The sequence below is a fragment of the Phenylobacterium haematophilum genome, assembly GCF_014196295.1.
GTDB lineage: Bacteria > Pseudomonadota > Alphaproteobacteria > Caulobacterales > Caulobacteraceae > Phenylobacterium > Phenylobacterium haematophilum.
This window is the reverse complement of sequence record NZ_JACIDK010000003.1, coordinates 307,615-321,914: the sequence shown is the minus strand read 5'-3', so window position 1 is coordinate 321,914 and position 14,300 is coordinate 307,615. Positions and strand designations below refer to the sequence as shown.

The following is a 14,300-nucleotide window of genomic DNA, read 5'->3' as shown; positions in this document are numbered from 1 at the left end:
CAGCCGCAGGCTGAAGACCGGGATCCATGAACACCGGATGGATCAGGAAACGGCTCGCGCCGGGCCGACTTGCCAAGTCAGCCGCGAATGGTCCCGGTCTTCGGCTACGCCGAAACTGGGATGATACCCGTGTGGCCGCTAAGACCGATAGTCGCCGTTGATCGCGACGTACTGCTTGGTCAGGTCGCAGGTCCACATGGTCGCCGAGGCGCGGCCGACGCCAACGTCCACCGACACTTCCAGCTCCTGGTTCTTCATGTAGGCGCTCATCTTGGCCTCGTCGTAGGTCGGCGAGATGAGGCCGTCCTGCGCGGCGACCAGCGGGCCGAACTGCACCTTGACCCGGTCGCGGTCGATCGGCTCGTCGGCGCGGCCGACGGCCATGACGATCCGGCCCCAATTGGCGTCCTCGCCGGCGAAGGCGGTCTTGACCAGCGGGCTCTCGCAGATGGTGCGGGCGATCTTGCGGGCGCTGGCCGAGCTTGCGGCCCCGGTCACCGTGACCTTGACGAACTTGCTCGCTCCCTCGCCGTCGCGGACCAACTGCAGCGCTAGGTCCATCAACACCGCCTCAAGCTTCTCACGGAAGTCGGCCAGCCGCCGATCGCCGGCGCGGGTGATGTTCGGCGCGCTGGACTGGCCGGTCGCGAACAGCAGCAGCGTGTCGTTGGTCGAGCGGTCGCCGTCCACCGTCACCGCGTTGAAGCTGTTGCGGGTGTAGAGGCTGGCCAGGGTCTGCAGCGCGGTCGATGAAATCTTGGCGTCGGTGGCCACGAAGGCCAGCATGGTCGCCATGTCCGGCGCGATCATGCCGGAACCCTTGGCGATCCCGGCGATGCGCACTTTCTCCCCGTCAATGGTCGCCTCGGCGTAGGCGCCCTTCGGGAAGGTGTCGGTCGTCATGATCGCGCGCGCCGCGCCGGCCCAGCCGTCGTCGGTCAGCCGCGTTTCGACCTCCGGCAGGCGCTGGGCGATCTTTGTGTCGTCCAGCAGCACCCCGATCACGCCGGTCGAGGCGACCATCACGTCGCGCTGGCGGCAGTCGAAGCGCTTGGCGACAGCCGAAGCCACCCGCCGCACCGCGTCGGCGCCCGGCTTGCCGGTGAAGGAGTTGGCGCAGCCGGCGTTGACCACCAAGGCCCGCACGTCGGCGCCCTTGGTCATTTCCAGATGCTTCTTGCACCAGTCGACCGGCGCCGAGCCGATGCCGTGGCGGGTAAACACGCCGGCCCCGGCCGTGCCCTTCGCGAAGCGCATGACCAGCAGGTCCTCGCGCTCATGCTTGTAGAAACCGGCGCGGCCGGTCGCGAGTTGCACGCCGGCGATCGGCGGGATCTGCGGGAACGGCACGGCCAGCGGCGACACGGGCAGCGCGCCCTTGGCGGGCTTGGCCGGCTCGGTCTTGGGGGCCTGTTCGGTCTTCTTGGCGGCGCGCTTGATGGCGGTCGTCAACGGGTCGAGCGCGCCGGCCAGCGCCTCCACAGGTTTGGCGGCGGCTTCCAGCGCCTTGCCAGCGGTGGACTTGATCGGGGCGGCCTTCTTCGGGGCGGCGGGCGTCTTGGTCATGGCTGGGCGGCCTTGGCTGGGGCGGCGGACGCGGCCGGAGCGGCCTTCGTCGCGGGAGTTTGCGGAGCGGTCTTGGGGGCGTCGGCGGGTTCCTTCGGCTGCCCCGGCACGTCTTGCGGCGCCCCGATCAGCGTCTGGACCTTCGCCCGGCTTCGGAGCTTCTCCAGCAGGTCGCGGACTTGATCATAGGTCAGGAAACGCACGATCTGCGGTCTGGCCGCCTCGAAGGTGATCGGCTGCTCCAGCCGCCGGTCCTCGATCTTCAGGATCGCCCAGCCGCCCTCGATCCCGAACGGCCCGACGATATCGCCGACTTTCGAGGTCTTCAGGTTGGCCGCATAGGCCTCGGGCATGACGTCCACCGTGAAGTAGCCGAGGTCGCCGCCGTTGAACCGGGTCGCCGCATCGGTCGAGCGTTCCATCGCCAGGGCGTCGAACGAGGCCCCCGTCGCCAGCAGCTTGCGCACGGCCTCGGCCTCGGCCTCGGTGGCGACGACGATCTGCCGGGCGCGGATCTCCTCGGACTGCTTGGCCAGCTTCAGCTGCTCCTGATAAAGCCCGCGGATCGCGTTGTCGTTGACCGCGTCGGCCACCACGCTCTCGACCAGCATGTCGCCGAGAATGCGCTCGCGCGCCGCCGCCAGCCGCTTCTGGGCCACCGGGTCCTTGTCCAACTTGCGGTTCAGCGCCTCGGCGGCCAGCAGCTTCTGGTCGACCACCTCGTCCAGCACCCGGCGGAAGAGGTCCGATGAGACGTCCAGCGGCTCGCCTTCGCCGATCAGGCCCTGGGCCACCGCCTCGCGCTTGACGTCCGAGGCCCACACCGTCTTGCCGTCGACCTTGGCCACGGCGGTGTCGCCGGGCGCGGGCGCGCCCTCGGTCCCGCCGCGGTCGCCGCAGGCGACCAACAGCGTCGCCGCGACCAGCATGACTGCGGCCAGCGCCAGCGCGTTCGGGACGCGACGGAAGGCGGAGTTCGTCATTGTCGACGTACCTCGTGTGCGAAAACCGCCCGCAGGCGCTTGCCCGTCCCTAGCCAACTCGGCGCGGGGATGCAAAGGTCGCGCCCGATCTAAAGCCGCCCGGACCGGATAACAGCCGTCGCGGTCTCAATTTTTTGGAGGAATCATTTCATGACGCGTGAAGCCGTAATCGTCTCCTACGCTCGGACGGGCCTGGCCAAGTCCCAGCGCGGCGGGTTCAACATGACCCCGACCGTGACCATGGCCGCCCATGCCATCAAGCATGCGGTCGAGCGCTCGGGCGTCGACAAGGCCGCCGTCGAAGACGTGATCCTCGGCAACGTGGCGCACGGCGCGGGCAATTTGGGCCGTCAGGCCGCTCTGCTGGCCGGCCTGCCGATCACCACCTCGGGCGTGACCGTCAACCGCTTCTGCTCCTCGGGCCTGCAAACCATCGCCACCGCGGCCAACTACATCCGCAACGACGGCGCTGAAGTCGCCATCGGCGCGGGCGTCGAATCCCTGTCCTTCCCGGGCGGCGGCGGCGGCGGCAGCGACAACTTCGACAAGAACCTGGTCGCCCAGTATCCGGCCATCTTCATGCCGATGATCGACACCGCCGACATCGTGGCCGAGCGCTACAAGGTCAGCCGCGAAGTTCAGGACGAGTACAGCCTGGAATCCCAGCGCCGCATGGCCGCCGCGCAGCAAGCCGGCAAGTTCAAGGACGAAATCGTCCCGATGGCGACCAAGATGAAGGTCGTGAACAAGGAAACTAAGGAAGAGAGCATCGTCGACTACGTGGTCGATCGCGACGAGTGCAACCGTCCGGACACCACCATCGAAGGCCTGCAAAAGCTCCAGCCGGTTCGCGGCGAAGGCAAGTTCATCACCGCCGGCAACGCCTCGCAGCTGTCGGACGGCGCCGCCGCCGTGGTGCTGATGGAAGCCAAGGCCGCCTCGAAGGCCGGCCTCGAGCCGCTCGGCGCCTTCCGCGGCTGGGCCGTCGCCGGCTGCGCCCCTGACGAAATGGGCATCGGCCCGGTCTTCGCCGTTCCGCGCCTGCTGGAGCGTCACGGCCTGAAGGTCGACGACATCGACATCTGGGAGCTGAACGAAGCCTTCGCCTCGCAGTGCGTCTATTCGCGTGACCAACTGGGCATCGACCCGGAAAAGTACAACGTGAACGGCGGCTCGATCGCCATCGGCCACCCGTACGGCATGACCGGCGCGCGTCTGACCGGCCACATCTTGCAGGAAGGCAAGCGCCGCGGCGCCAAGTGGGGCGTCGTCACCATGTGCATCGGCGGCGGCATGGGTGCCGCCGGCCTGATCGAAATCTACTAAGATCGGCCGCACGCCAAATGATCGGGCCCTCCCCTCGCGGGAGGGCCTTTTCTTTTGGCGCACGCAGTCGTTAGCGCTCACGCCCGCGCGCCGCGTTGACACTGGCATGGGCGCTGCTTAAGTCTCGCGCGCCCTGAAAAGAGCGGAATTTCCGGGCAGGCGAGCAGGCTTAGAGGCGCCGCCGCCGGGCCCTCCCGCAAATCCGGAACGATTTCCCTTGAGCATCTTCCAACGCTTCTTCGGCTCCTCGAACGACCGCAAGGTCAAAGGCCTCAACTCGCGGATCGCCAAGATCAACGCGCTTGAGCCGAAGATGCAGGCGCTGTCCGACGCCGAACTTCGCGGCAAGACCCAGGAGTTCAAGGATCGGCTGGCCAAGGGCGAGACCCTCGACCAGATCCTCGAAGAAGCCTTCGCCGTCGTGCGCGAGGCCTCGCGCCGGGTGTTGGGCCAGCGCCACTTCGACGTCCAGCTGGTCGGCGGCATCGTGCTGCACAACGGCGGCATCGCCGAAATGCGGACCGGTGAAGGCAAGACCCTCGTCGCCACCTCGCCCACCTATTTGAACGCGCTTGCCGGCAAGGGCGTGCACGTCATCACCGTCAACGACTACCTGGCGCAGTTGCACGGCGACTGGATGGCCCAGGTCTACGGTTTCCTCGGCCTTTCGACCGGCGTCATCGTCCATGGTCTTTCGCAGAGCCAGCGCCAGGCCGCCTACCAGGCCGACATCACCTACGGCACGAACAACGAGTTCGGCTTCGACTACCTGCGCGACAACCTGGTCTACGACCCGAGCGAAATGGTCCAGCGCGGCCATAACTTCGTGATCGTCGACGAAGTCGACTCCATTCTCATCGACGAAGCCCGCACCCCGCTGATCATCTCCGGCCCGACCGAGGACCGCAGCGAGCTCTACAAGACCATCGACCTGGTCATCAAAGAGTTGATCCAGGACCCGTCGACCTACGACCATGACGAGAAGCAGCGCCAGGTCATCCTGACCGAGGAAGGCTCCGAGAAGGTCGAGGAGCTGCTGAGCTCCGGCGGCCACCTCGATCCCGACTCGGCCGGCCTGTACGACGCCGCCAACGTCTCGATCGTGCACCACGTGAACCAGGCGCTGCGCGCCAACATCCTCTACACCCGCGAGAAGGACTATATCGTCCGCGCCGGCGAAGTGATCCTGATCGACGAGTTCACCGGCCGCATGATGCAGGGCCGCCGCCTGTCCGAGGGCCTGCACCAGGCGATCGAGGCCAAGGAAGGCGCGAACATCCAACCCGAGAACCAGACCCTGGCCTCGGTCACCATCCAGAACTATTTCCGCCTCTACACCAAGCTCTCGGGCATGACCGGCACGGCCGCCACCGAGGCCCAGGAGTTCGGCGACATCTACAAGATGGACGTCTCGGAAATCCCGACCAACCGCCCGGTGGCCCGGATCGACGAGGACGACGAGGTCTACCGGACCGAGCGCGAGAAGAACGCTTCCATCGTCAAGCAGATCGAGGCCTGCTACGTGCGCGGCCAGCCGATCCTGGTCGGCACGGTCTCGATCGAAAAGTCCGAGCAGCTGTCCGAGTTGCTCAAGGCCCATAAGTTCGAGCACAACGGCAAGACCCAGAACGGCATCCCGCACAACGTGCTGAACGCGCGTTACCACGAGCAGGAGGCCATGATTGTGGCCGACGCCGGCGTGCCCGGCGCGGTGACCATCGCCACCAACATGGCCGGCCGCGGCACCGACATCCAGTTGGGCGGCAACATCGACATCCGCGTGCTGAAGTGGCGCGAAGAGCAGCGTGGCCTTGGCATCGAGGTCACCCCCGAGGCCGCGGCCGAGGAGCGTCTGCGCATCGAGGCCGACACCAAGGCGCTGAAGGAACAGGCCCTCGCCGCCGGCGGCCTTTACGTCCTAGGCACCGAGCGCCATGAAAGCCGCCGGATCGACAACCAGCTGCGCGGTCGGACCGGCCGTCAGGGCGACCCCGGCCATTCGAAGTTCTTCCTCTCCTGCGAAGACGACCTGCTGCGCATCTTCGCCGGCGAGCGCCTGGACGCGATCATGCGCACCTTCGGCGTCCAGGAAGGCGAGGCGATCACCCACAAGTGGCTGAACGCGGCCATCGAGAAGGCCCAGAAGCGCGTCGAGCAGCGCAACTACGAAATCCGCAAGAACCTGCTCAAGTACGACGACGTCGTGAACGACCAGCGCAAGGCCGTGTTCGAGCAGCGCGCCGAGTTCATGACCGCCGCCGACCTCTCGGAAATCATCACCGAGATGCGCCAGGACACCGTCGAGGACCTGGTCGAGCGCCACTTGCCGCCCAAGGCCTACGCCGAACAATGGGATATCGCCGGCCTGACCGAGCGCGTCCAGGAACTGCTGGGCCTCGACCTGCCGCTCGCCGACTGGGCGGCCGAGGAAGGCATCGCCAACGAAGAGATCCGCGATCGCATCCAGCAGGCGGCCGACGCCCGCGCCGCCGAACGCGAGACCGCCATCAGCCCTGACCAGATGCGCAACCTGGAAAAGAGCTTCCTGCTGCAGATGATCGATCTGCAATGGCGCGAGCACCTGATGCACCTGGACCACCTGCGCAACGTCATCGGCCTGCGCGGCTACGGCCAGCGCGATCCGCTGAACGAGTACAAGACCGAAGCCTTCTCCCTGTTCGAGAAGCTGCTCGTCGATCTGCGCCAGAACGTCACCCGCTGGCTGATGACCGTCGAGTTCCAGTTCGCCGAGCCGGAACCCATCGCCCCGCTGTCCGGCTTGACAGAAGTCCACATGGACCCGCTCACTGGCGAGAACGCGGCCGAGATGGGCGCACTGCCTGACGGTCTCTCGGCCGAACAGCGCCAGGCTTTGCCGATCACGGCCCTGCCCGACGGCTGGGAGCAGACAGGTCGCAACCAGGTATGTCCCTGCGGCTCGGGTAAGAAGTTCAAGCACTGCCATGGTGCGCTGATCTAGGGGACCCGAGCAGATGGCCGACTTCCTCTTCCAGGTCGACGGCTTCTGCCCAGTCTGCGAACTTCCCGCCACCTTCGCAGCCAAGGATCCCTGGCTGCGGGACCACTTCCTCTGCCAGACCTGCAATGCGCAACCGCGCGAGCGGGCGCTGTTCGCGGTGCTCGCCCAGTTGCGGCCCAATTGGCGCGAGCTGGCCATTCACGAGAGCTCGCCTGGCACCGCCGCCAGCCGGCGGCTGGCCGACCAGGCGCCGCGCTACAGGGCCAGCCAGTACGATCCGTCGATCCCCTGGGGCTCGATCCATCCGGCCGGCGGCTGGCGGTCCGAGGACCTTGAACGCCAGACCTTCGCCGACGCCAGTTTCGACATCGTCGTCACCCAGGACGTCATGGAGCATGTCTTCGCCCCGGACCTGGCGCTGCGCGAGATCGCCCGCACCCTGAAGCCGGGCGGATTGCACGTCTGCACCGTGCCGATCGTGAACAAGGAAAAGCCCTCGGTCCGCCGCGCCGCCCGCCGTCCTGACGGCGGCGTCGACCACCTGCTGGAGCCGGTCTATCACGGCAATCCCATGGACCCGAACGGCTCGCTGGTGACCATCGACTGGGGCTACGACATCGCCGCCTACTGGGATTCGGTCAGCGGCCTTTCCACCACCATCTGGACCATCGACGACCTCGGCCGCGGCATCCAGGCCGAGTACATTGAGGTGCTGGTCTCGCGCAAAGGCGGCCTGCCCGATCTGGCCGGCGACGTCGTCCCGCCGCCGCCTCCGCCTCCGCCGCGAAAGGGCATGTTCGGCAAACTCTTCGGCTAGCCTTCCAGGGCTGCTAGGCTCCCCCAAAAGGGAGGAGCCAGACCATGGCCGACGGTGCAGTTCAGGGTCTCGTCCACGACAAGTACGCCGGCGTGCGCACGGCGTTCGAAGCCAATCTCGACAGCGGCGCCGACATCGGCGCCTCGTTCTGCGCCACGGTCGAAGGCGAGACCGTGGTCGACCTCTGGGGCGGTTTCGCCGACGAGGCGCGCACCCGTCCCTGGGAGCGCGACACCATCGTCAATGTCTACTCGACCACCAAGACGATGACCGCGCTGACGGCCCTGCTGCTGGCCGACCGCGGCGAACTCGACTTCGACGCCCCCGTCGCCCGCTACTGGCCGGAGTTCGCCGCCGGCGGCAAGGACGCGGTCAAGGTCAGCCACCTGATGAGCCATTCCGCCGGCCTTTCGGGCTGGAAGGAGCCGATGGTCAAGGAAGACCTCTACGACTGGGACAAGGCGACCTCGATGCTGGCCGCCCAGGCCCCGTTCTGGGAGCCGGGCACGGCGCCGGGCTATCACGGCCTGACCCAGGGCTATCTGGTCGGCGAGGTGGTGCGGCGTATCACCGGCAAGAGCCTCGGCACGGTGTTCCGCGAGGAGATCGCCGAGCCGCTGGGCGCCGACTTCCATATCGGCCTGCCGGCCTCGGAGGACGCCCGCGTCGCCGACCTGATCGCCCCGCCCCCGGCCGAGGCGGGCCTTGGCGCCGGACCGCGCAGCGAGCTGCAGGCCAACATGTCGGACAACCCGCCGCTGGAGGTGGCCGAGACCCGCACTCGCGCCTGGCGCGGCGCGGAGATCCCGGCCGCCGGCGGCACAGGGAACGCCCGCTCGGTCGCCGAGGTGCAGTCCGTCCTCGCCAACGGCGGCGTCGCGAAGGGCAAGCGGATCCTGTCGGAAGCCGGCTGCCGCAAGGCGCTGGAGTTGCAGATCGAGGGGCCGGACCTGATCCTCGGCATCCCGGCGCGCTTCGGCATGGGATTCGGCCTGGCCGGCGGGGCGGTGCCGCTGCCCAACCCCAATACGATCTACTGGGGCGGCTACGGCGGCTCGCTGGTCATCGTCGACATGGATGCGCGCACCGTCTTCGCCTACGCCATGAACAAGATGGCGGGCGCCACGACCGGCGACATGCGCGCCTTCAGCCTGGCCATGGCGATGTGGGAAGCCTTGGGCTGAAGCGGCGCGCCCGTACGCGCCGCCTCAGCCGCAAGGCGTCTAGGATGGCCAGATCCTAGTCGCCCTTCTTCTTCTCGGCCGCGGTCACCACACCTTCGCCGTCCTGTTCGGCGAAGGCGCGCAGGCCGGAGGCCTCGAACTCGGCCGGCGTCATCTTGCCGTCCTTGTCGCTGTCGAGAACGCCGAAGCGCACATGCGCCTGGCGCATCTGGCGCACGCGCTGATCTTCCTTGCGCTCGGCGCTCTCGCTCGAGGCGGCCAGCTGGGCGGTCAGGCGGCCCTCGTGGACGCTCCACCCCCTTCCCCGGCGCTCCGCATACGGTGCGCGGCGAACGGATCGAAGTCTCCACTCCGGTGGAGTTCTTCCTCACCCGCTGACGCTCATCTCGGCGAAGGCCGGGGCCCACGACCGCGCTTGGAGTCGGTCACCGGTTCGGCGCTGGCCCCCGGCTTTCACCCGGATGAACGGCTGACAGCCAGGGGGTGTGATGCCGGTTTCGGCGAAGCCGAAGACGGGACCCATGAACACCAGATCTCTCAGGCAAGCGGCGACGGCTTAGCCCCATCTTCCAAACGTCGGCGTCAATGGGTCCCGGTCTTGCTTCGCAAACCGGGATGACACGCCGGCCTAAACCCCATTCGCCGCGCTCAGCACCGCACGCACCGAGGCCGTCGCCACGTCGGCGTCCATCCCCACCCCGAACACCGTGCGCCCGTCCGCCGTGCGGCACTGCACATAGGCCGCGGCGACGGCGTCGCCGCCCGCCCCGATCGCATGTTCCTGGAAGTCGGCGACGTCGAGTTTCAGCCCGCAGTCGTGCTCCAGCGCCGCCAGCAGGCTGGAGATCAGCCCGTTGCCGCGCCCGCGGATGGTCATCTCGCGCCCGTCCAGCCGCAGCTGGCCGACGAACACCCGCTGATTGTCCACTCGCGAGACGCCTGACTCCTCGAAACTGACCAGCTCGAAGCGCTGGCCCGGGGTCAGGTGATAAGCGCGCTCGAACGCTTCCCAGATGTCGGCGGTGGCCAGCTCGCGGCTGGTTTCGTCGGCCAGCTGCTGCACCGCGCGGCTGAAATCGGCCTGCATCGGTTTGGGCAGCCGCAGGCCCTTGTCCTGCTGCAGCACCCAGGCGACGCCGCCCTTGCCGGACTGCGAGTTGACCCGGATCACCGCCTCGTAGCTGCCGCCCAGATCGGCCGGATCGATCGGCAGATAGGGCATCGCCCAGATCTGGTCGTTGCGCTTGGCCTGGGCCTCGAAGCCCTTCTTGATTGCGTCCTGGTGACTGCCCGAGAACGCCGTGAACACCAGCTCCCCGGCATAGGGGTGACGCGGATGCACCGGCAGCTGGTTGCAGTACTCGACGGTCTTCACGACCGTCTCCATGTCCGAGAAGTCCAGGCCCGGATCGACGCCCTGCGTGTAGAGATTCAGCGCCAGGGTCACCAGGTCGACATTACCGGTGCGCTCGCCGTTGCCGAACAGGCAGCCTTCGATGCGGTCGGCGCCGGCCATCAGGCCCAGCTCGGCCGCCGCCACCCCGGTGCCGCGGTCGTTGTGCGGATGCAGCGAGATCACCACGGCCTCGCGCCGCGAGATGTTGCGGCACATCCACTCGATCTGGTCGGCGTAGATGTTCGGGCTCGCCGCCTCGACCGTCGCCGGCAGGTTCAGGATCACCGGCTTTTCCGGCGTCGGCTGCAGGACGTCCAGCACCGCCTCGCAGACCTCCAGGCTGAACTCCAGCTCGGCGGTCGAGAAGGTCTCGGGGCTGTACTCATAGCGCCAGTCGGTGCCCGGCCGCCGCTCGGCCTGCTCGCGCATGATGCTGGCGCCCTCGACCGCCAGCGCCTTCACGCCGGCCCGATCCAGGCCGAACACCACCTCGCGCCACACCGGCGAGACGGCGTTGTAGAGATGCACCGTCGCCGCGCGCGCGCCCTCCAGGGCGGCGAAGCTGGTCTCGATCAGATCCCGCCGCGACTGGGTCAGCACCTGGATCATCACGTCGCCGGGCACGCGGCCCTGCTCGATCAGGCCGCGGATGAAGTCGAACTCGGTCGCGCCGGCCGACGGGAAGCCGACCTCGATCTCCTTGGCCCCGATGCCGACCAGCAGGTCGAAGAAGCGCTGCTTCTTCTCGGCGTTCATCGGATCGGCCAGGGCCTGGTTGCCGTCGCGCAGGTCGGTCGACAGCCAGCGCGGCGCCTTGGTGATGGTCTTGGACGGCCACTGGCGGTCGGGCAGGTCGACTTGAGGGAACGGACGATATTTGACGGATGGGTCGCGCAGCATGGTGCGGCTCTCTCTCACGAGGCGGGCAGTCGGAATTGTCGATGAGGCTGGCGTGCCGCCGCCGGGGCAGCCGTCTAGGTCCGGCGGCCGCCGGTAAGTCGCGCAAGAAGGGCTGCAAAGGTGCGAACCATGCCCCTTCATAGCCGCGGGGCCCGCGGCGTTCAACCGCGACGCGGCGTCAGCCGACCGTGACGAAGGTCTCGCTCTCGATCACCCACTGGCCGACCACCTTCTTCCAGGCCGCGAGATACGGCCCGGTCGCGGTCTGGTCCTTCCACGTCGCCAGCCAGGTCCCAGTTTCCGCGGCGCGGGCGCCGTCCGCCGCCAAGGTCACGCTTTCCGTGGTCCGCAGATAGGTCACGAAGCTCGGATCGGCGAACTGCGCCTCGAAGGCGGCGATGATCGCCGGCGCGCCCATCAGCAGGCCGCCCTCGCCCGAGATCAGGTTGGCGTCGGCTGCGAAGAACGGCTTTAGCCGCTGGGCGTCATGTACGGCGATCAGCTTGTTGGTCAGCTTGCGGCGGGCGCGGATGGCGTCTTCTGGCGCGGTCACGGCTCGACCACCACGGTGCCGACCTTGCCGCCGCTCTCGACCAGCTCGTGCGCCCGGGCGCAGTCCTCCAGCGGGAAGCGCCCGGCCACCGACAGCATGCGCTCGCCGGTCCCGATCCAGCGGGTGATGTCGGCCTGCGCGCGCCGCCGCGCCTCGTGCGGCGAGACCGGCAGGTAGACGCTGTTGATCTGCAGGTTCAGGCCCATGGCCGCCCCCGCCGCAAAGACCGGCTCCCGCGACCCCTTGGTGGCGTAGTAGGCGATCGAGCCGTTCAGCCTCACGCTGGCCAGGGTCGAGGCCAGGTTGCCGCCGAAGTCGACCTCGACCACGTGATGCACGCCCTGCCCATCGGTCAGTTCGCGCACCCGCGCAGCGACGTCCTCGCGGCGATAGTCGATGACGTGGTGCGCGCCGCCCTCGCGGGCCCGCTGCGCCTTTTCCTCCGAGCTGACCGTGGCGATCACCGTGGCCCCGGCCCAGGCGGCCAGCTGCACGGCATAGTGCCCGACCGCGCCGGCTCCGCCGGTGACCAGCACCGTGCGCCCCTGCACAGGTCCGGCCAGGAACAGGCTGCGATGCGCGGTCATGCAGGGGATGCCAAGGGTCGCGCCTTGCGCGAACGACACCGCGTCCGGCAGTTCGCTCAGCAGATCGACGTCGAGCTCGATGTACTCGGCCGCCGAGCCGAACGCCCGGCCGTTGCGCTGGCCGTTGTAGAACCAGACCCGCTTGCCGACCCAGCTCTGCGCGACGCCCGGCCCGACCGCCTCGACCACCCCGGCCCCGTCGCTGTTGGGGGTGATGCGCGGGTAGGCCATCGGCGCAGGCCCCGCCCGCATCCCGGCGTCGGACGGATTGACCCCCGAGGCCCGCACCCGGATCAGCGCCTGGCCCTGCCCGGCCTGCGGCGTCGGCCGCTCGCCCAGCTCCAGCACCTCGCGCGCCGGTCCCGTCCGGTCGTACCAGATCGCCCGCATGGCCCCTCCCGATTGTTCAGGGCGACAGGTCTAGGGGAGCTTCAAGCGGAAAAGAAGGGCGTCGCATTGATGTCATCCCGGTTTCAGCGCAGCCGAAGACCGGGACCCATGAACGCCAGACAGTGCAGGAAGCGGCTCAGCCGCGCCAAGCGCTCCATGCTCCGCGCGAATGGATCCCGGACAAGCGCTTCGCGCTTTCCGGGATGACACTCGAAGGCAGCCCGCTACTCGGCCACCCAGTTCCCGTGGAACCCGAACGGCACGCGGCGCGGCAGGTGCGCGGTTCCGATCGGGCCCTTGGCGATGTCCTGGGCGTCGAAGACCAGGAAGTCGCTGCGGTTCTCGGCCGCCCGCCAGACCACCGCCGTCACCCAGCCGTCGCCCTCGTCGGCGCTGTCCGAGCGCGGCGTGAACACCGGCTCCGACGTCATGTCGCCGCCGCTCAGCTCATAGACCTGGCGCTTGCCGGTCTTCAGGTCCAGGTGCGCGATCGCCGTCTGCTTGATGGTCTTGGCGCCCGACGGGTCGGCTGCATACCAGCCGTGACGATAGGCCAGGCCCGCGTGACGTTCGTCGAAGCGCGGGAACTCGCCGTCCAGGTCGTCGATCGCCTCTTCCCTGATGGCGTCCGAGTCGCCGTTCAGGTCGAAGGTCCAGCGCACCAGCCGGGCCGCAGCCTTGGCGCCCGGCGATCCGTCGGCGTTCGGGAAAAGCGGCGCGCTGTCATAGCGGAACACGTCGGCGATGATCTTGCCGTCCTGTTCCCAGGCGTTCATCGGGTGGAAGACGTACGACGGCGGGGCGTTGAACCAGCGGATGGTCGAGACGTCGGCGTCGCGGCGCATCACCGCCACGTGGCTGCCCTTGTCGGGCTCCCAGGCGAAGGCCGGCAGACCGCTCATCGCCCGCTGCAGGCTGCCGGTCAGCGGCAGCACCGGGAACAGCACGTAATTGTCGGTGACCAGGAAGTCGTGGATCATAGACGAATAGGGCGCCTCGAAGTCGTCGCGCCGCACGACCTTGCCGGTCGCGTCGGTGACGCCGTAGCTGATCCCCGTGCCGAACGGCATCGGTCCGATCCCATAGCCGAACCAGACCATCTCGCCGGTCTTCGGATCGATCTTCGGGTGGGCGGTGACGCGCCCCCTGTACTGTTCGACCGGGCCCTTGGACTCCAGCGTCCGCGGCTGCATCTCGAAGGGCAAATGTCCCTCCTCCAGCGCCAGCAGCTTGCCGGCATGGAAGACGATGTTGGTGTTGGCCACCCCGCCGCTGTCCTTACCCAACACGCTGGGATCGGTCGTCGCTGGATTGCCGAACGCGCCCCACAGCGCCCGGCCGGCCGCGTTCTCGGCCTCCCATTTCGGCGTGCGCACATAGCGGTTGCGGTAGCTGACCTTGCCGTCCTCGACATGGAAGGCGTGGATCATGCCGTCGCCTGAGAACCAGTGGTACTCGCCGCGCGGCTCGAACTGCGGATTGGGGCCGGTGCGATAGAGGGTGCCGCGCAGGCCCTTGGGGATCTCCCCGGTCACCGTCAGCTCGTAGTCGTCCTCGCTGCGGACCGGCGCGAAGTTACCGGACAGGTAGGGGTTGATGCGAACATCGCCGTCCATGG

The 14,300-nt window shown here is 68.1% G+C and carries 11 protein-coding genes; 4 read left to right on the top strand and 7 right to left on the bottom strand.

The features are described from left to right. Window positions 1–138 precede the first annotated feature (138 nt). The gene (argJ, locus tag GGQ61_RS12365; RefSeq protein ID WP_183773194.1) at window positions 139–1,566 is read right to left on the bottom strand and encodes a bifunctional glutamate N-acetyltransferase/amino-acid acetyltransferase ArgJ; all 1,428 of its coding nucleotides are present in this window, start codon (window positions 1,564–1,566) and stop codon (window positions 139–141) included. After that, window positions 1,563–2,549, bottom strand: a complete 987-nt coding sequence (locus GGQ61_RS12360; RefSeq protein WP_183773193.1) for a peptidylprolyl isomerase — start codon at window positions 2,547–2,549, stop codon at window positions 1,563–1,565. The genes argJ and GGQ61_RS12360 overlap by 4 nt, the downstream gene beginning before the upstream one ends. Before the next feature lie 150 nt (window positions 2,550–2,699). Between GGQ61_RS12360 and GGQ61_RS12355 the strand changes: the two genes are divergently transcribed. From GGQ61_RS12355 to GGQ61_RS12340, 4 genes are all read left to right on the top strand, one after another. Beyond that, window positions 2,700–3,875, top strand: coding sequence for an acetyl-CoA C-acyltransferase (locus GGQ61_RS12355; protein ID WP_183773191.1), 1,176 nt, complete (start codon window positions 2,700–2,702; stop codon window positions 3,873–3,875). Between the two features lie 217 nt (window positions 3,876–4,092). After that, window positions 4,093–6,855, top strand: a complete 2,763-nt coding sequence (secA, locus tag GGQ61_RS12350; protein WP_183773189.1) for a preprotein translocase subunit SecA — start codon at window positions 4,093–4,095, stop codon at window positions 6,853–6,855. Between the two features lie 13 nt (window positions 6,856–6,868). Beyond that, on the top strand, window positions 6,869–7,672 hold the full coding sequence (locus GGQ61_RS12345) for a class I SAM-dependent methyltransferase (RefSeq protein WP_183773187.1): 804 nt from the start codon (window positions 6,869–6,871) through the stop codon (window positions 7,670–7,672). 44 nt (window positions 7,673–7,716) lie between these two features. Continuing rightward, window positions 7,717–8,856: a serine hydrolase domain-containing protein gene (locus GGQ61_RS12340; RefSeq protein ID WP_183773185.1), complete on the top strand. Its 1,140-nt coding sequence runs from the start codon at window positions 7,717–7,719 to the stop codon at window positions 8,854–8,856. 55 nt (window positions 8,857–8,911) lie between these two features. Here GGQ61_RS12340 and GGQ61_RS12335 read toward each other — a convergent pair whose 3' ends face one another. The 5 genes from GGQ61_RS12335 to GGQ61_RS12315 all read right to left on the bottom strand — a co-directional run bounded on the left by GGQ61_RS12335 (window position 8,912) and on the right by GGQ61_RS12315 (window position 14,298). Continuing rightward, on the bottom strand, window positions 8,912–9,073 hold the full coding sequence (locus tag GGQ61_RS12335) for a hypothetical protein (RefSeq protein WP_183773183.1): 162 nt from the start codon (window positions 9,071–9,073) through the stop codon (window positions 8,912–8,914). A gap of 411 nt (window positions 9,074–9,484) precedes the next feature. Further along, window positions 9,485–11,152, bottom strand: a complete 1,668-nt coding sequence (gene leuA / locus GGQ61_RS12330; RefSeq protein ID WP_183773181.1) for a 2-isopropylmalate synthase — start codon at window positions 11,150–11,152, stop codon at window positions 9,485–9,487. A 178-nt stretch (window positions 11,153–11,330) separates the two neighbouring features. Further along, window positions 11,331–11,705 carry a DUF4440 domain-containing protein gene (locus GGQ61_RS12325; RefSeq protein WP_183773179.1) on the bottom strand — a complete coding sequence of 125 codons (375 nt, stop codon included), beginning with the start codon at window positions 11,703–11,705 and terminating at the stop codon, window positions 11,331–11,333. After that, window positions 11,702–12,682, bottom strand: a complete 981-nt coding sequence (locus GGQ61_RS12320) for an NADPH:quinone reductase (protein WP_183773177.1) — start codon at window positions 12,680–12,682, stop codon at window positions 11,702–11,704. Before GGQ61_RS12320 ends, GGQ61_RS12325 begins: the two co-directional genes overlap by 4 nt. A 224-nt stretch (window positions 12,683–12,906) precedes the next feature. Continuing rightward, entirely contained in the window at window positions 12,907–14,298 is a 1,392-nt protein-coding gene (locus GGQ61_RS12315; RefSeq protein WP_183773175.1) for a carotenoid oxygenase family protein, read from the bottom strand. Window positions 14,299–14,300: the final 2 nt, after the last annotated feature.